16 protein-coding genes are annotated in these 19,305 nt (G+C 71.5%); 8 read left to right on the top strand and 8 right to left on the bottom strand.

Annotated elements, in window-relative coordinates:
• Positions 1-4: 4 nt before the first annotated feature.
• The 3 genes from M0R80_11695 to M0R80_11685 are packed head-to-tail and all read right to left on the bottom strand — an operon-like array spanning position 5 to position 1,753.
• A complete protein-coding gene (locus tag M0R80_11695) occupies positions 5-997 on the bottom strand; it encodes a ketoacyl-ACP synthase III (protein ID MCK9460295.1) in 993 nt (330 codons plus the stop codon).
• Between the two features lie 44 nt (positions 998-1,041).
• Complete coding sequence (rpmF, locus tag M0R80_11690) at positions 1,042-1,251, bottom strand: 50S ribosomal protein L32 (GenBank protein ID MCK9460294.1); 210 nt, start codon at positions 1,249-1,251, stop codon at positions 1,042-1,044.
• Between the two features lies 1 nt (position 1,252).
• Complete coding sequence (locus tag M0R80_11685; GenBank protein MCK9460293.1) at positions 1,253-1,753, bottom strand: DUF177 domain-containing protein; 501 nt, start codon at positions 1,751-1,753, stop codon at positions 1,253-1,255.
• 182 nt (positions 1,754-1,935) lie between these two features.
• Between M0R80_11685 and thiL the strand changes: the two genes are divergently transcribed.
• The 8 genes from thiL to M0R80_11645 all read left to right on the top strand — a co-directional run bounded on the left by thiL (position 1,936) and on the right by M0R80_11645 (position 10,461).
• On the top strand, positions 1,936-2,949 hold the full coding sequence (gene thiL / locus M0R80_11680; protein MCK9460292.1) for a thiamine-phosphate kinase: 1,014 nt from the start codon (positions 1,936-1,938) through the stop codon (positions 2,947-2,949).
• 14 nt (positions 2,950-2,963) lie between these two features.
• On the top strand, positions 2,964-4,481 hold the full coding sequence (locus M0R80_11675; GenBank protein MCK9460291.1) for a protein kinase: 1,518 nt from the start codon (positions 2,964-2,966) through the stop codon (positions 4,479-4,481).
• Positions 4,478-5,473, top strand: coding sequence for an ankyrin repeat domain-containing protein (locus M0R80_11670; protein MCK9460290.1), 996 nt, complete (start codon positions 4,478-4,480; stop codon positions 5,471-5,473). The genes M0R80_11675 and M0R80_11670 overlap by 4 nt, the downstream gene beginning before the upstream one ends.
• 80 nt (positions 5,474-5,553) lie before the next feature.
• Positions 5,554-6,081: a cytochrome c family protein gene (locus tag M0R80_11665; protein MCK9460289.1), complete on the top strand. Its 528-nt coding sequence runs from the start codon at positions 5,554-5,556 to the stop codon at positions 6,079-6,081.
• A 15-nt stretch (positions 6,082-6,096) separates the two neighbouring features.
• Positions 6,097-6,867 (top strand): thiazole synthase, encoded by a 771-nt coding sequence (locus tag M0R80_11660; GenBank protein ID MCK9460288.1) that lies wholly within the window; start codon positions 6,097-6,099, stop codon positions 6,865-6,867.
• A complete protein-coding gene (locus tag M0R80_11655) occupies positions 6,864-7,946 on the top strand; it encodes a 2-iminoacetate synthase ThiH (GenBank protein ID MCK9460287.1) in 1,083 nt (360 codons plus the stop codon). Before M0R80_11660 ends, M0R80_11655 begins: the two co-directional genes overlap by 4 nt.
• An 8-nt stretch (positions 7,947-7,954) precedes the next feature.
• Complete coding sequence (gene thiS / locus M0R80_11650; GenBank protein MCK9460286.1) at positions 7,955-8,164, top strand: sulfur carrier protein ThiS; 210 nt, start codon at positions 7,955-7,957, stop codon at positions 8,162-8,164.
• Positions 8,165-8,169: 5 nt separating this feature from the next.
• Positions 8,170-10,461, top strand: a complete 2,292-nt coding sequence (locus M0R80_11645; protein MCK9460285.1) for a PAS domain-containing protein — start codon at positions 8,170-8,172, stop codon at positions 10,459-10,461.
• On the opposite strand, the gene M0R80_11640 is transcribed toward M0R80_11645, so the two are convergent.
• From M0R80_11640 to amrB, 5 genes are all read right to left on the bottom strand, one after another.
• The gene (locus M0R80_11640; GenBank protein MCK9460284.1) at positions 10,458-11,828 is read right to left on the bottom strand and encodes a hypothetical protein; all 1,371 of its coding nucleotides are present in this window, start codon (positions 11,826-11,828) and stop codon (positions 10,458-10,460) included. The two genes, M0R80_11645 and M0R80_11640, sit on opposite strands and share 4 nt — an antisense overlap.
• Before the next feature lie 82 nt (positions 11,829-11,910).
• The gene (gene lysS / locus M0R80_11635; GenBank protein MCK9460283.1) at positions 11,911-13,491 is read right to left on the bottom strand and encodes a lysine--tRNA ligase; all 1,581 of its coding nucleotides are present in this window, start codon (positions 13,489-13,491) and stop codon (positions 11,911-11,913) included.
• A gap of 50 nt (positions 13,492-13,541) precedes the next feature.
• The gene (locus M0R80_11630; GenBank protein ID MCK9460282.1) at positions 13,542-15,167 is read right to left on the bottom strand and encodes an NAD(P)/FAD-dependent oxidoreductase; all 1,626 of its coding nucleotides are present in this window, start codon (positions 15,165-15,167) and stop codon (positions 13,542-13,544) included.
• A complete protein-coding gene (locus M0R80_11625) occupies positions 15,167-17,530 on the bottom strand; it encodes a PQQ-like beta-propeller repeat protein (GenBank protein MCK9460281.1) in 2,364 nt (787 codons plus the stop codon). The genes M0R80_11630 and M0R80_11625 overlap by 1 nt, the downstream gene beginning before the upstream one ends.
• Positions 17,531-17,686: 156 nt before the next feature.
• Entirely contained in the window at positions 17,687-19,264 is a 1,578-nt protein-coding gene (amrB, locus tag M0R80_11620) for an AmmeMemoRadiSam system protein B (GenBank protein MCK9460280.1), read from the bottom strand.
• Positions 19,265-19,305: the final 41 nt, after the last annotated feature.

Below are 19,305 nucleotides of genomic sequence, written 5' to 3'. Positions count from 1 at the left end.
GCAATCACCATCTCACCACGGCGGAGCCCCACGAGATCCCGCCCCCCAGGGCGACCATGAGGAGCGTGTTGCCCGGGTGCACCCGGCCGGCCCGCACCGCCTCGTCGAGCGCGATCGGGATCGAGGCGCTCGAGGTGTTTCCGTATCTTTCGATGTTGAGGACGAATTTGTCCAGCGGGACCTTGATGCGCTTGGACACGCCGTCCAGGATTCGCATGTTCGCCTGGTGCGCCACGACGAGGTCGATGTCGCTCGGTCCGAGCCCGTTGCGCTCGAGGGCGAGCTCCGCCGCAGACGAGAGGTAGCGCACCGCGTAGCGGAACACCTCCTTGCCCTCCATCGACACGTAGTGCTGGCGCGCCGCCACGGTCTCGGCGGAGGTCGGCAGCTGCGAGCCGCCCGCCGGGATGGTCAGAAGCTCGGTGAGCGACCCGTCGGTGAAGATGTGCGTCGAGAGCACGCCGGGCTCTCCGGTCTCCCCGGTCACGACGACCGCTCCCGCGCCGTCGCCGAACAGCACGCACGTGTTGCGGTCCTGGTAGTTCAACACGCGCGACAAGAGCTCGACGCCGATCACGCCCACGGTCTTCGCCTTGCCGGTGCGGATGAAGCTGTCGGCGATCGACAGCCCGTAGATGAACCCGGCGCAGGCCGCCGCGAGGTCGAAGGACGCGCAGTGGTTGGTCGCGCCGATCTTCTGCTGCACGTAGGCGGCGGTCGCCGGGAGCGGCCTGTCGGGCGTGACGGTCCCGCACACGATCATGTCGAGGTCGTTGGCGGACTTGCCGGCCATCTCGAGCGCGTTCTTGAGCGCCGCCGCGGCCATGTCGGAGGTGCAGATCCCCGCTCCGGCCACGCGCCGCTCGCGGATGCCGGTCCGCCCCACGATCCAATCGTCGGAAGTGTCGACGATCTTTTCGAGATCGAAATTGGTAAGCACGCCCTCGGCGCGGTAGCTCCCCGTGCCGACGATCCTGGTGCGAAGTTGAACGCTCATCAGCGGTCCGCCTTTGCAGTGCCCCGGTCGACCATCGAACGCGCCTACTTGGCCTCTGCCTTCTCTCCCTCGCCCGCCTCGACATCAATCACTTGGCGCCCGCGGTAGGTGCCGCACTCCTGGCACGCGTTGTGCGGTCGCACGGGCGATCCGCACTGGCGGCAGCTCGACACCGCGGGGTGGTCCATGCGGTCGTGGTTCGCGCGCCGCTTGTCGCGGCGCGACTTCGACATTTTCTTCTTCGGAACAGCCACGTCACTTCTCCTTTGCGATTCGTATCCTCGCCAGCGGGGCGAGCCTCGGGTCGATTCTGTCTTTCTTCTGCACGAGGTGTGCCACGGCCTCGCCGCGGCAGGTCCCCTCGCAGCGCGGGGTCATCGGCAGCTCGAGCACGATCGCGTCGCGCAAAAGGTCGTCGAGGGCGAAGCGATCGCCGTCGTACCACTCGCGCTCGAGGTCCTCGGGGGTCAGCTCCCCGCCGGGCCCGTCCGCCACGCTCGGCCGCGGCATGAGGAAGGCGCTAAGAGGGGCAACCAGCTCGAGGTGGACGTCGTCGAGGCAGGTCCCGCACTGGGTCTTCACGCTGGCCTTCGCCTCGCCGCTGACGAGCACGCCGGAATCGGCCAAAGAGACGGACGCGTCGAGGCGCGCGCCCGTGGGCTCCACCGGATATTCGCAGGCCCGAAGCTCCTCGGCGAGCCACGTCAACGGGATGTCGCAATCGAAAATCGTCGGACCGCGCTTGAGCGCTTCCACGTCGATTTCGAATAGACCAGTTTTGCGTTCGTTGCCCATAACGTACATTGGCCGCGGGCGCGCGCACTGCCGCCTCGCGGACCGGGCGGACAGTACGGGGCATCCCCTCGAGTGTCAAGTGGATAGATTTATTCGCATATCAGCTGACCGGTGAGTAAGCTGATTCGCAGCGAGGTGCTCCCATGAGGGCCAAGGAAATCGGCGAGTTCGGTCTGATCGCGCGCCTCTGCGGCAAAGGGGTCGTGCGGTCGCCGTCCGTCGTCGCGGGCACGGGCGACGACTGCGCGATCGTCCGGCCCGACGGCGATCGGGATCTCGTCTTGACCTGCGACTGCCAGATCCAGGGGGTCCACTTCAGGAACGAGTGGATCTCGGCGATGCAGCTCGGGCGCCGCGTCGCGGCGGTCAACCTGAGCGACGTCGCGGCGATGGGGGCTCAGCCGAGGTGGGCGCTCTGCTCGCTCGCGATCCCGGGAGGGACCGAGGTCGAGTGGATCGAGGAGCTCTACGCCGGGCTGCGGGAGGGGCTCGATCGGGAGGGCGCCCCGCTGGTCGGCGGCAACACGGCCCGCCTCGACGCCGGGGTGATGATCGACCTCTTCCTCGTGGGCGACGTGCCGCGAGGCCGGGGGCTGCGGCGCGGCGGCGCGAAGCCGGGCGATCTCGTGTTCGTGACCGGCGAGCTCGGCGGCGCGGCGGCGGGGCTCGAGCTCCTGAAGGGCGGGATCGGCGCCGTCGAGCCCGGGCTCGCGGCGGCGGCGATCGCGAGGCACCTCGTCCCGTCGCCCCGGCTCCGGGAAGGGCGGGCGCTCGGCGACTTGGGACGCGTCACCGCGTGCATCGACGTCAGCGACGGCCTGGAGGCGGACGCGCGGCACGTCGCGGAGGAGAGCGGCGTGGTCGTACGCCTCGACGCGGACCGGATCCCGATCTCGGGCGCCGCGGCGGCGATCTGCGCCGGTGCGAGAGGCGATCCCATCGAGCTCGCCCTTCGCGGAGGCGAGGACTTCGAGCTGCTCTTCACGGCGGAACGGGGCGCGGAGGACGCGGTGTGCGCCGCGCTCGAGGCCGCCGGCGGCGTCTCGGCGCACCGGATCGGCGAGATCGCGGCGGGTGCGTCCGGGGTCGTCGTCGAGCTGAGCGGACGCGCGATCCCCGCCGGGCGCGGCGGCTTCGATCACTTCCCGCCCGCGTGACGATGGAGGGTGGGGTGCACGACAGGTGGGGCAAGTACGAGCTCGAAGCGCTCCTGGCCAGGGGGGGCATGGCCGAGGTCTACCGCGCCTCCCGGATCGACCCGTCCGGCGCTCGGCGGACCGTGTGCCTCAAGATGGTGCGCCCGGAGCACGGCGACGACGCGGAGTTCTCCGCGATGTTCCGGCGCGAGGCGCGCATCGCGGCGTCGCTCGCGCACCCGAACATCGTGCAGGTGTTCGATTTCGACTCGCACGACGGGCGCCTGTTCCTCGCCATGGAGTACGTCGACGGGTTGGATCTGCGCGATGTCCTGCGGCAGGCGGACGACCTCGGGCTGCGCGTGCCGCCGGGCTTCGCGCTCCACGTCGCCGAGGGGCTGCTCTCGGCGCTCCTTTGCGCCCACGAGCACACCGTCGACGGGGTCTTGCGCCCGGTCGTGCACCGCGACGTCTCGCCGCACAACCTCCTCGTCTCCAGGGAGGGGCTCGTCAAGCTGGCCGACTTCGGGATCGCGAAGACGCGAGGCGGCACGAGCGCGACGCGCACCGGGGTCGTGAAGGGCAAGCTCGCCTACCTCTCCCCGGAGCAGGCGGCCGGAGGCGACGTCGGGCCGGCGTCGGATCTGTTCTGCGCCGGGCTCGTGCTCTTCGAGATGCTCGCCGGCCGGCGCCTCCACGTGGGGCGGAACGAGCAGGAGGTGCTCGCGCTCGCGCTGCGGCCGAGCGTTCCGGAGCTCCCATGGTTGTCGCCGGCGCTGAACGGCTTCCTCGCGCGACTGCTCGCGCCCGCGCTCGAGACCCGCATCGGCAGCGCGGAGCGGGCGCTCGCCGAGCTGGCGCCGCTGCGGATCCACGCCCCTTGCGGGCCGGCGGACGCGGGCGCCCTCGTGAAGGCGCTCCTCGAGCTCCGGAGCGTCGGCGGATCCACGGGCCTGCTCACGCCGTCGTCGCGCGTTCGCGGCGCGGGCCGGTCGCGCTCGGGGCCTGGGGGAGAGGTGCCGGCCGGGCGGCCGCTCGCAGACGGGCCGACGCGGGCGTCGCAACCGCCTTCGGCCCCGCGGCGCGGGTTGAAGCCGGCGCCGGCTCTCGGGATCGCGGCGGCGGTCTTGTGCGCCGGTCTGGGCGCCGGATGGCTCATCGGCGCGGGGGCGGATCCGAAACCCGCGGCGCCGCCGAGCGATCCCCTCGTCGCTCCCCTGCAGGCGGCCGCGCCCGTGGCCGACGCGATTCTCGTCGACGGGCCTGACTCGGGCGCCCGCGCCGAGGCGGCGGCGGAGCCGATCGCGCCGTTGCCCGCGGCCGTCGAGAAGGCCTCGAAGAGCGGCTGGCTGCAGATCAACTGCCGACCCTGGGCGGAGGTCGCGCTCGACGGGGAGCCTATCGGGACGACGCCCATCAACCGGCTCCGCGTGTCGGCCGGCGCGCACGAGGTGATCCTGTCCAACCCCGCGGCGGGGTACCGAGAGAGGTTCGACGTGAAGGTCGCGCCGGGGCGAACCGCGCACGTCAACGGAAAGCTGCCCGGAACATGAGGCGAACGATACGAGTCCTCGCGTCGCTCGCCGTGGCCGTTGCTGCGTCGTGCGGGGCGGGGAAGCCCGCGGCGCCGGAGTACACGCTGGAGGTGCGGGATCTCGACGACGAGGGCGCGGAGGAGGCGCTCCTCGCGGCGATCCGCAAGGGCGATCCGGGCGCGTTGAGCGCTGCGCTCGGGGCGGGCGTCGAGCCGGACGCGGCGGAGGAGGGCGGCCGCACGGCCCTGATGATCGCCGCGATGCTCGGCGACGCGGACGCGGTCGACGCGCTCTTGGCCGCGGGCGCGAACGTGAACGCGCGGCAGGCGGACGGCGCGACGGCGCTCATGATCGCGGCCGGGCTCGGAGAGACCGAGATCGCGGAGGTGCTCGTCGCCGCGGGCGCGGAGGTCGACGCGCGGACGGCCGAGGGGATCACGGCGCTGATGTTCGCCGCCATGGCGGGCGATGCCGAGACGGCGGCCTTGTTGCTCGATCGCGGCGCGTCCATCGAGGCCGTCGAGGCGGTCGGCGAGGACGCTCTGTTCGTGGCGGCCTCGGAGGGGCGGTCGACCGTCGTCGATCTGTTGCTCGCGCGCGGCGCAAAGGCCGGGACGGCGCGCGAGGACGGCAAGACGGCGCTGATGGCCGCCGCGTCGTCCGGGGATGCGGTCGTCGTGCGGACCCTCCTCGAGCACGGCGCCGACGCGAACGCCGCGAAGAAGCAGGGGCTGACCGCGCTCATGGTCGCGGCGGGCGCCGGGTGCGCGGAGATCGCCCGGATCCTGTGCGAGGCGGGCGCGCGGCTGGACGACGTCAACTTCGCCGGGTGGAGCGCGTTGATGTTCGCCGCCGGTAAGGGCCACGCAGAGGCCGTCGCGTACCTCCTCGGCCGGGGCGCGGACGTGCGCCTCGCGGACGGATTGGGCGCCACGGCGGCGCAGATCGCCCGCGCCGCAGGGCACGAGGCCGTTGCGTTTGCCATCGAGGCAGCCGCCGGGACGCCGTGATCGCCGGAGGCCGTTTGATTCTCAGCGGATTTCGACTATACACGAGAGGTGCTCGAACCCGTTCGGGAGGAATAGAAGTGATGAAGTGGAAGACGGCAGCGTCGCTCGCGGTGGCCGCGCTGGCGCTCGTCGCGTGCGGTGAGGAGAAGATCGCGCGCGAAGCCGAGCCGGCACCGATCGCGAAGATCGACGAGGCTTTGAAACCCGCACAGCCCGCGCAGCAGCCCGAACCCGTGGCGGCACCCGAGCCGCCCCCGAAGGCGACGGAGCCCGCGGCGCCGACGGCCGGCGAGATCGCGCAACCCGATGTCGTGAGGCTCGCGCTCGAGGGCGCGGAGAAGGGCGCGGTGACGTTCCCCCACGAGATGCATGTCGGGCTCCCGATCATGGACGGCAAGTGCAGAAGGTGCCACCACACGACGGACGAGAGCGGCGCGGGCGCGGGGAAGTGCACGGCGGCGGGCTGCCACGAGGGACGCGGCAAGAACGGGGCGAAGGATGCGTTCCACGATCTCTGCCGCGGCTGCCACGAGGAGGCGCTCGGGAGGCAGCCCGGCAACGAGAAGCTGAAGAGAGTGAAGAGCTGCAAGGGCTGCCACGTCGGCTGAGCCATGGAGCGCGAAATGGCCGATCCCCTCGTCATCGCAGGCCGCGCCTTCGATTCACGCCTCTTGGTCGGTACCGGGAAGTTCGCGAGCGGCGAAAAGATGCGCGCGGCGATCGACGCGTCGGGCGCGCGGATCGTGACGGTGGCGCTGCGGCGCGTCGATCTCGCGAACCCCGCGGACGACATGATCTCCGCCATCGACCGGGGGAAGCTGCTCCTCTTGCCGAACACCTCGGGTGCGAGGGACGCCGAGGAGGCGGTCCGGCTCGCCCGGCTCGCCCGGGGCGCCGGGCTCGAGCCGTGGATCAAGCTCGAGGTGACGCCCGATCCGCGCACGCTCCTGCCCGATCCCGTCGAGACGCTCCGCGCCGCCGAGATTCTGGTCGCCGAGGGGTTCACGGTGCTGCCGTACATGCCGGCCGACCCGATCCTCGCGCGCCGGCTCGAGGACGCGGGCGCCGCGACGCTCATGCCGCTCGGCAGCCTCATCGGCAGCGGCCTCGGGATCCGGACGCGGGACGCGATCGAGATCATCATCGATCAGGCCCGGGTGCCGGTGGTCGTCGACGCCGGCCTCGGGCTGCCCAGCCACGCGGCAGAGGCGATGGAGATGGGCGCGGACGCGGTGCTCGTGAACACGGCGCTCGCGATCGCCGACGATCCCGCCGCCATGGCCCGTGCGTTCAAGCTCGCGGTGGAGGCCGGCCGCGTCGCGCGGCTCGCGGGGCCCGGCGGGACGAGCCGCGAGGCCCGGGCGTCGTCGCCGCTCACCGGGTTCCTCAGATGACGGAGGGGTTGCTCGCCAACCGCGATCCCGCGCTCGTGCGCGCGGCGATCCGGACGCGGCGCAAGGGGCCGCGCGAGCTCGCGCTCCTCCTGTCGCCGGGAGCGGACCCTCTGCTCGAGGAGATCGCCTGCGAGGCGCACGCGGCCACGCTCCGCCACTTCGGGCGCACGGTGCAGATGTACGCGCCGCTCTACGTGTCGAACCGCGGCGTCGGCCGGGGCCCGTACTGCGGCTTCCGCGGCGATCAGCGGATCGAGCGTGTCTCGCTCACCCTGGACGAGACCGTCGCCGAGGGGCAAGCGATCTCCCGCCTCGGGATCCGCCACCTCCTGCTCGTGTCGGGCGACGCGCCGGGGGACGTGGATCCGCCGTACCTCGCCGCCGCGGCCCGCGCGCTCAAGGACGGGGCGTTCGATTCTGTCTCGGTCGAGGTCGTGCCCCTCGACGACGCCGGGTACCGCACGCTCGCCGAGGGCGGGGCGGTCGACGGCGTCACCCTGTACCAGGAGACCTACGACGCCGCGCGGTACGCCTCGCTGCACGCCGCGGGGCCGAAGGCGGACTACGCCTTCCGGCTCGACGCGCTCGACCGGGCGGGCGCGGCCGGCATGCGGACGCTCACCGTGGGCGCGCTCTGGGGGCTCTCGCCGTGGCGGGAGGAGGCGTTCGCGCTCGGGCTCCACGCGGCGGATCTGTCGCGGCGCTGGTGGCGAAGCCGCGTGCAGCTGGGCGTCCCCAGGCTCAAGAACGTCCCGGCGGGCTTCGAGATCCCGCATCCTGTCGACGACCGAACGCTCGCGCACGTGGTGGGCGCGCTGCGGCTGTACGCCGAGGAGGTCGGGATCGTGCTGTCCACGCGCGAGCCGCCGCGACTGCGCGACGCGCTCCTGCCGTTCGGGATCACGCAGATGTCCGCGGGCTCCAGGACGCGCCCCGGTTCGTACACAAAGGGCGACGCGGGCGGCGAGCAGTTCAAGGTGGTGGACGACCGGCGGCCGGCGGAGGTCGCGAGCGCCCTGCGCGCGCGCGGCTACGATCCGGTCTGGAAGGACTGGGACCGGGGCTTCACCGAGCTGTAGGAGGGCCGATGGGCAGGATCGAGGTGCGGCTCAACGGCGAGCCGCGGGAGTTCGACGAGGGGATCACCGTGGCCGGGCTGCTCGCGGGGCTCGGGATCGCGATCGCGGTGACGGTCGTCGAGCGCAACGGCGAGGTCGTCCCCAAGTCACGCTTCGACGCGGAGGTGATCGAGGCGGGCGATCGCCTCGAGCTCGTCCGGCTCATGGGAGGCGGGTGAGGGGCATGGCGAAGGACGACGAGATCGCCAGGCTCGAGGCGCGGATCGCGCAGCTCGAGGCCGCCAACGCGGATCTCGGCGCGCGCGAGGCGATGTACCGCGCGGTCGTCGAGTCCGCTCAGGACATGGTGTTCGCGGTGGGAGCGGACCGGCGCGTCCTGTACGTCAACCGCTTCGCCGCCTCCACGCTGTCGTCGTCTCCCGAGGCGCTGATCGGGCGCCCGGTCGCGGAGCTGTTTCCGGATGACACGTCGGCTCGCCAGGTCGCGAACCTGATCCGCGTGTTCGAGAGCGGGGAGCCGCTGCACCTGCAGGCTGAGACGGAGTTCCCGGACGCGCCGCGCTGGCTCGACACGTGGCTCGTGCCGGCCCGCGACGACTCCGGCGCCGTGACCTCGGTGTTCGGCGTCTCCCGCGACATCACCACCCGACTCGAGTACGAGCGCCGGCTGCGGACGACGATCGCGAACGCGCCCATCGCGCTGTGGACCGTCGATCGGGAGCAGCGGTTCACGTTCGCCGACGGCGTGACCGTCTACGCGTTGGGCCTGACCCCCGAGCAGATCGTCGGCAGAAAGGTGGCGGAGGTGTTCCCGGCGCTGACCGGCTGGTCGGAGCTGCGGCCCAGGCTCGCCGCGGGCGAGACGATCACGCTCATCAGCGAGATCCACGGCAAGGTGATCGAGTCGCGGCTGAGCGCCATCATGGGGCCCGAGTGCAAGTTCCGCGGCACCATCGGCGTGTCGACGGACGTCACCGACCGCGTCGAGACCGAGCGCGCCCTGGCGGAGGAGCGGGGGCGCCTCGCGGCCACCCTGTCGGCCGTTGGGGACGGCGTCATCACGACCGATCTCCGCGGCTGCGTGACCACGATGAACGGGATCGCCGAACGGCTCACCGGCTGGACGCAGGGAGAGGCGCTCGGGAGGCCCGTCGGCGAGGTGTTCCGCCTCGTGAGCCACAGGACGCGCGCGCCGCTCGACAACCCGGTCCGCGCAATGCTCAAGCTCGGTGAGCGCGCCGCCCGCCACGTCCAGGACCGGCGCCTCGTGTCGCGTGCCGGCGAGGAGGCGCTCGTCGCCGACACCTGCGCCCCCATCTACGGCGATGCCGGAGAGGTCACGGGCGCGCTGGTCGTGTTCCAGGACGTGACCCGCCAGCGGCTCCTCGAGGAGGAGCTCGCCCGGATCGAGAAGCTCGAGTCCGTGGGAGTCCTCGCGGGCGGCATCGCGCACGACTTCAACAACATCCTCACCGCGGCGATGGGGAGCGTCACGCTGGCGGGACGGCAGGAGGCAGGTGATCCGCGCGTCGCGAAGAACCTCGAGGCGGCGTGCCGCGCCCTGGAGCGGGCCCGAGGCCTCACGTCACAGCTGCTCACGTTCTCCAAGGGCGGGATGCCCGTCAAGACGCTCACCTCGGCGCGCGCCCTGATCGAGGAGTCCACGGGGTTCGCCTTGCACGGCTCGGCGGCGGGGCGCGCCTTTTCGATCGCGGAGGATCTTTGGCCCGTCGAGGTGGATGAGGGGCAGATCAGCCAGGTGCTCCAGAACCTCGTGCTCAACGCGTCGCAGGCGATGCCCGAGGGCGGGGTCGTCCGCATCTCGGCCGAGAACGTGCGCGTCGCCGCGGACGAGGGGCTCCCCTTGGAGCCCGGCCGGTACGTGCGCATCGGCGTCGCGGACAGCGGCTGCGGCATTCCCGAGGAGAACCTCGACCGGGTGTTCGATCCGTACTTCACGACGAAGCCGGGCGGCTCGGGGCTCGGGCTCGCGACGACGTACTCCATCCTGAGGCGGCACGGCGGTCACGTGAGCGTAGAGTCGACCGTCGGCGTCGGCTCGACCTTTCGCGTGTACCTGCCGGCGACGGCGCGCTCGCGCGAGGAGCGGGTCCTCGACGCGCCGGCGGACTCCGAGGCCCGCAGCGGCCGCGTCCTGCTCATGGACGACGACGCCGTGATACGGGAGGTCGCGACGCGGATGCTCGAGAGCCTCGACTATACCGTGGAGGCCGTCGAGGAGGGCGCCGCGGCGGTGGAGACGTACTGCGCGGCGCTCGACGGGGGAAGGCGGTTCGACGCGGTGATCATGGATCTCACGATCGTCGGCGGAATGGGCGGCCGTGACGCCGTGCGGCTCCTCAAGGAGCGCGACAGGACCGCCGTCGTGCTGGCGTCGAGCGGCTACTCGAACGATCCGGTGATGAGCGATCACGCCGCGCACGGGTTCGACGGCGTGCTGCCGAAGCCGTACACCGTGGCTCAGCTCGCCGCGGCGCTCCGGCGGCTGATCTAGGACGGAACGCTGGAGCTGCTCTTCTTCCGGAACACGGTCCCCACGACCGCGAGCAGCGCGGCGCTGGCGACGGACGCCGCGAGGGCGAACGCCGCAGCGAAGGAGAGCGGGATTCCGTCGAACGCCGCGTCGACGGTCCGCGTGAAGAGCACCGCGAGGGCGGTCATCGCGAGCGCGAGGCCGAGGAAGAGGCCGCGCAGCCTCCGCGGCGCGAGACCCGCGACAAGCGCCGACACGAGCGGGATGAACAGGATCTCGCCGAGCGACACGAGGATCTGCGCGGCGACGGGCCAGGCGATCGACGGCGTGTCATCGAGCCACGGCGGCGCCAGCTCCGACGCGGCGTCCGGCATCATCGCGGAGACCGCCAAGAGGATCGTCAGCCCGATGCCGAAGAGGGTCGCGCCGACCACGGCCACGCCCGCGGTCGGGACGGCCCCGCTTCCGCGCCGCATGCGGCCGTAGACGATCACCGCGACCGGCGCGAGGAAGACGATGATCGCGCCGTTCAGGAGCTGCATCGTGCCGTGCCAGTCGTCGCCGCCGCCGATGCGCGCCGCGAGATCGAGCGCGCCGGACATCGCGCTGTCGTACGCCGCGAAGCCGAGCGCGCCGGCCGCGAGGAGGAGCCAGATCGCCGAGCGCCGGTAGCCGACCGCGCCGTCGGGGAGCGGCGAAACGTCACGCGCGGCGGCCTTGGCCCGCACGGAAAGCTCCGCGGCGGCGAACGTCCGTCGCGAGACGGCGCCGAAGACCAGCGCGCAGATCGCGGGCTGCGTCGCGAGCGCGAACACGAGCTTTCGGCTCTCTTCGGGACTCGTGCCCGCCACGTCGCCGATGAACGCGTCGATCGACGCCGCCGCCAACGGGGCGAGGAGGAGCACCGCGACGTTCGCGAGGAGGTGGAGCAGGGTGTACGTCCCGGCGAGCGGCACCCGCGTCGCCCCGCCCTCGTGGAGGTGGGCCGCGAGCGTCGTCGACGCGACGGTGAACAGCGACCGGCCGCACGCGAACGCGGACACGGCGACGACGATCCACAGCACGGTCGCGTCGTTGCCGTAGCTCGGCGTGATCAGCAGCAGGAAGAGCGCCGTGAGCGTGATGGCCGGCCCGATGATCATGTTGCGCCGGTGGCCGCCGAAGTCGCCCCAGAGGCCGCCGACGACGTAGAAGATCATCGTCGCCGCCGTGTACAGGCTCCAGACGACGCGCCCCTCGTCGCGGTAGAGCCCGAGGGCGTCGACGAGGAAGCCGTAGAGGCAACCGAGCGTCACGAAATGGGCGAGCGCCGCGAACGCCGTGGCGAGCGCGAGCGGGATCGTGCCGCGCGGGAAGAGCCGCGCGGTCATGCCTTGGGTCGAGTCCATGCCGCCTCCGTTTCCGACGCCTCCATGTGGGGCAGTTATCTGACCTTACGTCGGTGAAGGCAAATCGATCTGTCGGCCCCGCCTACCCGACCTTCTCGGCGATGAGCTCGAGCACGCGCGGGACGCCGACGAGCTTCGCGAACGTGCCGAAGCGCGGGCCCTGCTCCTGGCCGAGGAGCACTTGGTAGATCGCGGCGAACAGGTCGCGCGGCTCGACCCCGCCCTCGCGGGCCACGTCGAATACGATTCCCTGGAGCGCCTTCTCGTCGAGCTCGGCGGCGCCAGGGGCCGAGAGCTTCTCCCGGATCGCGGCGAACAGCGGACGCTCGGCGTCGGTCGGCGCGCGGTACCTCTTGTGCGGCAGGATGCGGTCCGTGTAGTACGCCATCCCCTTGTCGACGAGTGCCGAGATCATCGCGGGGAACCGGTTCGCCGCCGGGTCGTAGCGGAGGAGGAACTGCTCGACGAGCGAGCGACTCGGGCGGCCGAGCGCGGAGACGAGGTTGCTCACCATCGTGAAGTTGATGGCTGACTCGTACTCCGGCACGCGGCGGCCGGCGTCGTGGATGTGCCAGAGCGGCGCGTCCGGGCGCCTCGCCTCCTCCATCTCGCCGTAGCGCTTCAGATCCGCCAGGTACTCGTCCATGGTGCGCGGGATCATGTCGAGGTACAGCTTCTTCGCGGTGCGCGGCTCGCGGAAGATGAAGTGCGCGAGCGACTCGACCGGCGCGTACCCGAGCCACTCCTCGACGGTCACGCCGTTGCCGCGCGACTTGGAGATCTTCTCGCCGTTCTCGTCGAGGAAGAGCTCGTAGAAGAAGCCGCACGGCGGCTCGCCGCCGATGACGCGCGTGATGGCCTGTGACAGCTCGGCCGACGGGATGAGGTCCTTGCCGTACATCTCGTAGTTCACCCCGTACGAGAACCAGCGCAGCGCCCAGTCGACCTTCCAGCCCATCTTGACGCCGCCGTCGAGCGCGCTCGCTGTGCCCGTGTGGCCGCAGCCGCCGATCTCGCCGAAGCGGCCGTCGCACGCGTAGTCCACCGCGAGCTCTTCCCTGCGGTAGGCACTGACGCGCGTCGTGTAGATGCGCCCGCACTTCTCGCACTTCGGGAGGAACGGCGACCACGCGGCGCGGTTCTCCTCCTTGAGCGTCGGCAGGATGATGTCGAGGATCTTGTCGACGTTGTGGAGGAGCCGCGTGAGCCCCTCGTTGAACTCGCCTTTGCTATACGCCTCCGAGGCGCGCCGCATCTCGACCGTGAACCCGAACGTCGCGAGGAACTTCTCGAGGTTGCCTATCATGTGGCTCGAGAACGAGGCGCAGCAGCCGTACGGATCCGGGATGTCGCAGAGCGGCTTGCCGAGGTTCTCCTTCAGCATCGCCTGCGCGGGCAGGTTGTCCGGCACCTTGCGCAGGCCGTCGAAGTCGTCGCTGAAGGCGATGAGGCGCGTCCCGGCGCCCGTGAGCTTCTCGTACGCGCGGCGCACCCACGTCGTGCGCGCGACCTCGGCGAACGTCCCGATGTGCGGCAGCCCGCTCGGCCCGTACCCGGTCTCGAACACCGCGACCTCGGGCAGCTTCCCGCGGTGCGCCTTGACGATCCGCTCCGCCTCCTTGAAGGGCCAGGACTTGTAGCTCGGCGCTTTGGCTTCGTTCATGGGGCGACTATGAAGAGGGCAGGGCGGGCGGTCAAGCGGCGAGCGGCGCGTCACTCTCCCGATCCCTCCGCCTTCAGGATGTCCTGCGCGACGTTGACGCCGACCGCGAGCACGTTGCTCTGGCCGCCGCCCGCGCTCCACGCGCTCGAGAGGTACAGGTTGGGGATGGGCGTCCGGCGGTTCATCGTGTACGTGCCGGCGCCCATCGACTGCCCCGCGGCCCAGCCGTACACCGCGCCGCCGGGGTTCAGGGTCTCGCGCTGCATGGTGCGCGGCGTCGCGATCTCCATCACCTCGATGTGTTCGGAGAGCCCGGGGAGGAGCTTCTCCGCGCGGCGGATGAGGACGGCGGCGGTGCGCTCCTTGAGAGCGCGGTGCGCCCGTGCGCCTTCCCGCAGGCGCCAGCCGTCCTCCCAGTCGTAGGGCAGGTAGGTCGTTATCTCGATCACGTTCTTTCCCGGGGGCGCCGCCCCGGGGTCGACGACCGAGAAGTCGGCGAGGAAGAAGCCGACCTTCTCCGGGTCCGCCGCACCCGGGGCCGTGCCGACGTACACGGCCGGGTCGTACGAGTCGGAGACCGAGATCGTGTGGGCCTTGCCGAAGATCTCCGTGTAGTCGTGATCCACGCCGAGGTAGATCTGGACGAGGGAAGGACCCACCTTCATGCGCTCGAGCCTGCGGACATAGCCGCGGGGAAGGTGCCCGCGACCGACCATTTCGAGGAGCGTGGAGGAGGCGTTGGCGTTGGAGACGACGTGGCGGCACGGGTACCGCTCCCCGTCCAGGGTCACCACCGCCACGGCCCGGCCGCCCTCGATTTCGATCTTCGTGGCGCGGGCGCCGAGCTGGATCTCCCCGCCGTTTTCGAGCACGACGTCGGCGAGCGCCTCGGTCACCGAGCGGGAGCCGCCCTCGAAGTAGTAGAACCCGTCGTGGTGGTAGCTGGCCCACATCGCCATCACCTGCATGGCCGGTATCTCGGACGGCGACGCCCCGATGTACCCCGTGAACCACGAGAGGACCGCCTGGAGCTTCGGGTCCTCGGTGCACTCGTCGAGGAGGTCTTTGAACGACTTGCGTCCGTACTTGAAGAAGACGGTCCAGAACCGCGGGTTCTTGGCGACCGTCTGGCCCGCGCCCTTCCGGTCTCCGGCGTTGTCGCGGTTCTTCCAGGCGACGGCCGTGTACATGTCGCCCGTGACCTCGAAGAACCGGTCGATCCCGTCGGACTCGGCCGGGAAGAGGCGCTTCAGCTCGGCCCTGTAGGCCTCCGGGTCGGCGGGGACGTCGATCTCGAAGTCCGGGAACCTCGCCCGGTAGGCGGTCTCGAGCCGGATCGGCTGCACGCGATCGAGGATGCCGAGCTGCTCGAAGATGAGCCGGCTCCTGCCCCCCTCGTTCAACCCGTCCATGGTGTGGAGCGAGACCTCGAAGGTGTAGGGAGGCCGCTCGAAGGCGGTCATGTAGCCGCCGACGTGCGATCCCTGCTCGAGGAGCACGACCTTCTTCCCGTTGCGGGCGAGCATGGCGGCAGCGGACAGCCCCCCGCCGCCGGCGCCGATCACTGCGACGTCGTAGCGAAGCGGATCCGCCTCCCGCGGGACGACGGCCCCGCCGCCGCACGCGAGGCAGAACAGGAGCGCCAGGAGGAGCGCCGCGCGACGCACGGCGCTCATCAAACCTTCCCGTTGACCACGCTGAACCTGCGCTGGAGCTCGTACATGGCGACGTGGCCGCTCTCCTCGGCGACGAATACGGCGCACGCGGGATCGACGAACATGAGGTCCGGCACGGGCGGCTCGCCGCCGAGCGAGTGGATCACGTGGCCGTCCTCGGGCCGCACGACGTAGACGGTGTCGGCGGGCGCGAACAGGACGCCCGACCGGAGCGCGAGGCGCAGGTTGATAGGCACGTCGTCGGAGCACGTCGGCCCGAGCGTCGTGGACCACCGCTCCTCGCCCGTGAGCGCGCGGACCGATCGCAGCACGCCGCCCGCGGCGTTGATGATGAAGCAGTCGTCGAGCGCCATGAGCGCGCACGACTCGGCCCACCCGTCACAGGGGAGCCGCCACAAGGTCTCGCCTGTCGCGGTGCCCATCGCGACGAGGTCGTGCTTCCCCTTGCCGGAGCGCACCGGCACGAGCGCGGCCGACGCGGCGACGATCGGCGCCGTGAGGGCGCCGCCGTCGAGCGGCCTCTCCCACACCGGGTGGCCGCTGTACGCGTCGAAGGCGTACATCCGCCCGTCCTGCTTGCCGAACCGCCCGCCGGGCGCGATCACGACGTCGCCGGCCACGGTCGGGGGCAGGGAGAACCGGGTCCTGCTCGGGACGCGCCACACGAGCGAGCCGTCCTCGAGGTCGATGGCGCTGAGATGCGAGTCGCTGCTCGCCACGTACAGGAGGCGGCCGTGCCGCCGCAGGGCGAACCTCGAGCCGCGCGACGCCGAGAACCGCCACCGCGGCTCTCCCGTGCGCAGGTCGAGCGCCACGAGCTTGCGCTCCTCCTCGGCGACGACGACGACACCCGGGACCGGCCCGTGATCCACCACGAGCACGACCGGGGAGCCGCCCGAACGCGCCGCGAGGTTCGTCCGCCAGCGCAGGGCGCCGGTGGCGATGTCCACCATGTCGACCTGTCCCGACGGCGCGACCCGCACGACGCCGTCGCGGCCCGCGATCTGCATGCGCGCCTCGGCCTTGTCGGTCTCCCGTCGCCAGACGATGGCGCCGGACTCGGTCTCGACGCCGAGCACGAACCCGCGCGCCGAGACGAGCGCGACGCGATCGCACAGCATCGTGCCGTCCAGGTCGAGCCCCTCGGCCTCGATCCGCCAGCGCTCGCGGAACGTGAGGCGGCTCGCCTCGCCGATCCCCTCGCGCGCATCCTCGACGCGGCGGCGCTCCTCGAGGCGCCTGTAGCGCTCGACGTCCTCATTGAACACGGCGCCGCGCTGCTGCTCCTTGGCCCACGCCGCGAGCGTCCGCACCTCGCGGGAGAACGACTCGAGGCGGATGTTCCGCCGCTGCCGGGGGGCGGCCTCGACCGCGAGCCGACGCAGCTCCCGCGCCGCGCCGAGCACCGCGTCGGCGTACTGCCACGGAGTCAGGTCGTGCACGGCGGCGATCGACTCCGGGTGGACCGGATCCATCAGCGTCACAAGCAGCTTGTCGTCCGCGGTCAGCTTCAGCGCCACCGAGATCCCCTCCGAGATGAGCCGGATCGCGATCGGCCGACCCTCCTCCCACGCGGCGAGGAGCTGGTGCACGGACGCGAGCATCTTCTCGATCTGGAGGAAGAGGAAACCCTCGCCGAGCGCGCGCCGGCGGCCGCGTGCGTGGACGGCGAGCCTCCCGCGGAACAGGAGCGCGTTCAGGTCGTTGCTCAGGGGGCGTCCGGGGCAGAGGAGGTCGGTGGTGCTCGCCTCGAGCTTGAAGCCGAACGAGAACCCGGCGTCGTTCCGCGGCTTCTGGAACCGCGTGCTCTCGATCGTCTTCCGCTCGATGGCGCCGTCGCCCGAGATCTCCGCGAGCGGCAGCGCGGACAGCCGGTCGATCATCGCGTCCATCCACACGAGGAGCGGATCGAAGGCGACCTGCGGCGAGATCTCCCGCGCCGACTCGATGAGATCGCGGGCCGACGAGACGACGCCCTCCGCGAACGCCTGGAACTGGACCTGCTGGTCCTTGACCATCACCTCCGGCAGGCTGCCGCCGCGGTAGAACGTGAGGTAGACCCGAGGTCCGACCCGCTGCAGCACGAGCTCGTGCGGGCTCTCGTAGAAGCTGACGCGAGCCGTGCCCTCGGCCGCCGCCAGGCGCTCGAGCGCCGCGAGCAGGTCGCGGACCAGGAAAAAGACGGAGTCCTCGTCGGCGGGGTGGAACAGGCTCTGCCCGTCGACGACCATGTCGAGAACGCCGCGCGCGACGGCCGGATCGAAGCCGAGCCGTTCGCCGGACGGGAACGTCCCGGCGCCGGGCACGCCGGCGTCGTGCCAATCGCTCCCGATTACGAGCTTGAAAGAGCCGTCACCCTTCATTTCCAGCACACCTCGCGGTCCTGGGGCGATCGACGCATGCCGCTCCGGCGCCCGCCGGAGCCCGTCCCGCGGCGCGAGGCGTCCGTCTCGCCTTCCAGCGTCATTGTAGCGTGCCGCGGAACGCGGCCGCAATTTATCGGCCCGCCTTCGCGCGCTCTACAAATCGGATTCGCCGAAGACGATCGCGCGGAAGCTCTCGATGCGCGTCGCCGGGTCCTTCCAGCAGTCGAACGGCAGGCCGGCCTTTCGGCAGGTGTGCATGAGGAACTCCTCCTTCCCCCATCCCCACTCGCCCGGCACCTGGGGCAGGAGGAGCCCCGAATAGCCGCCGCGAGACATGATGAGCCCGTCGCGACCGACGACGATCTCGTCGGGCGTCGTCGGCTCCGGCGCGGTGAGCACGGAGATCTCGAACGACAGCGCTGGCAGCTCGTCCGGCCGCACGGGATCGAAGCGCGAGTCGTGGATCGTCGCCGCGCGCGCCACCTCGGCGACGCACTCATACAGGGGCATCCTCCCGATCACGTGCCCGATGCAGCCGCGCAGGTCGCCGCCCTTCTTGAGCGTCACGAACGCGGCGCCGCGCTCGCGCAACGGCGCCGAGGACGGCTCGGGCGGCGCGAACGCCTCGCCCTTGGCGGCGGCCTCGACCGCCTTCTTCGCGATCGACATCAGCTCGCGCCGCGCCGCGACGTCGTACGGACCGTAGCTCGCGGCCTTGCTCTCTTCGTTTCGCATTCCCTTCTCCACCGTGAACGCCAGCGCGCCGTAGCCGACGACGCTGGACTTGTCCCCTGCCGTGTCTCCGCTGTTCCCGTGGTCGAGCCGGACGACCGCGCGCGCCTTGTCGGCGTACGCTCCGAACGCCGCCGCGAACGCCACGAGCGGCTTGAAGCCGCACATCCCTTCCGCCGAGCGCGCCGCGGCCTTGCGCCACGCGGGGAGGTCGAACCGCTCGAGCGCGCCGAGGCTCTCCTCGTCGAGGGCGTTGGCCTGGTCGTACGGGTGGTAGTGCGAGAGATCCGAGCTCATCACGAACACGACGTCGCGCCGCGCGCCGAACGCCTCGTGGAGGGCCTTCCCCGCCCGCTCGAGCAGCGCCTCGTCGTCGACCCCGACCACGAGGGGGACGATCGCCGCCCCGGGCAGCGCGACCTGCACGAACGGGAGCTCGACCTCGAGCGAGTGCTCGCGCTCGAACATCGCCTCGTTCGCCTCGAAGAGATCCGGGTGCGCCGCCGTGAGCGCCCGCACGCCCTCGCCGTCGATCGGCAGGGAGCCCAGCGGCGTGTCGTAGGCGGGCCGCGCGAGCGTCGCGATCTTCCGCGCACCGTGCCTGTGGTTCGGCGACATCACGACGACCGTCCTGTAGCCGCGGCCCTCGAGCGCGCGGAACGCGGCGCCGGCGACCCTTCCGGAGTACGGGTATCCGGCGTGCGGGGAGAGGACGCCGACGATGTCGCGATCCGGGCTCACGGCGCCTTGCTTCGCGGCGTCGATGAAGCCGCGGACCATCCTGCGCAGCTCCTCCGGATCGTCTGGGTAGAACTGGCCCGCGACCTGGGCCGGGAACGCGTTCTCCACGCGCGTCGACCCGCCCGCTCCCGCCTCCGGCTCCGGCGCGCCCGCCTTCGCCTCCGGCTTCGGCGCGGTGATCGTGGGCTTGTTGTCGTTGCACCCGGCGCACGCCGCCACGAGCACCGAGATCCAAGCGGCCGCCGCGATGGTTCGCATGGAGACCTCCGAGTCTGATGGGAGGAGGATAGCGCATCGGG

The organism is Pseudomonadota bacterium (genome assembly GCA_023229365.1).
Lineage (GTDB): Bacteria > Myxococcota_A > Polyangia > JAAYKL01 > JAAYKL01 > JALNZK01.
This window is presented reverse-complemented; position numbering and strand designations above follow the sequence as displayed.

Excerpts from the sequence above, each read along its gene's own strand:
- M0R80_11695 (MCK9460295.1), bottom strand. The coding sequence starts at position 997 with ATGAGCGTTCAACTTCGCACCAGGATCGTCGGCACGGGGAGCTACCGC.
- thiL (MCK9460292.1), top strand. The coding sequence starts at position 1,936 with ATGAGGGCCAAGGAAATCGGCGAGTTCGGTCTGATCGCGCGCCTCTGC.
- M0R80_11670 (MCK9460290.1), top strand. The coding sequence starts at position 4,478 with ATGAGGCGAACGATACGAGTCCTCGCGTCGCTCGCCGTGGCCGTTGCT.
- M0R80_11665 (MCK9460289.1), top strand. The coding sequence starts at position 5,554 with ATGAAGTGGAAGACGGCAGCGTCGCTCGCGGTGGCCGCGCTGGCGCTC.
- M0R80_11660 (MCK9460288.1), top strand. The coding sequence starts at position 6,097 with ATGGCCGATCCCCTCGTCATCGCAGGCCGCGCCTTCGATTCACGCCTC.
- M0R80_11655 (MCK9460287.1), top strand. The coding sequence starts at position 6,864 with ATGACGGAGGGGTTGCTCGCCAACCGCGATCCCGCGCTCGTGCGCGCG.
- thiS (MCK9460286.1), top strand. The coding sequence starts at position 7,955 with ATGGGCAGGATCGAGGTGCGGCTCAACGGCGAGCCGCGGGAGTTCGAC.
- M0R80_11645 (MCK9460285.1), top strand. The coding sequence starts at position 8,170 with ATGGCGAAGGACGACGAGATCGCCAGGCTCGAGGCGCGGATCGCGCAG.
- M0R80_11640 (MCK9460284.1), bottom strand. The coding sequence starts at position 11,828 with ATGGACTCGACCCAAGGCATGACCGCGCGGCTCTTCCCGCGCGGCACG.
- lysS (MCK9460283.1), bottom strand. The coding sequence starts at position 13,491 with ATGAACGAAGCCAAAGCGCCGAGCTACAAGTCCTGGCCCTTCAAGGAG.
- M0R80_11630 (MCK9460282.1), bottom strand. The coding sequence starts at position 15,167 with ATGAGCGCCGTGCGTCGCGCGGCGCTCCTCCTGGCGCTCCTGTTCTGC.
- M0R80_11625 (MCK9460281.1), bottom strand. The coding sequence starts at position 17,530 with ATGAAGGGTGACGGCTCTTTCAAGCTCGTAATCGGGAGCGATTGGCAC.
- amrB (MCK9460280.1), bottom strand. The coding sequence starts at position 19,264 with ATGCGAACCATCGCGGCGGCCGCTTGGATCTCGGTGCTCGTGGCGGCG.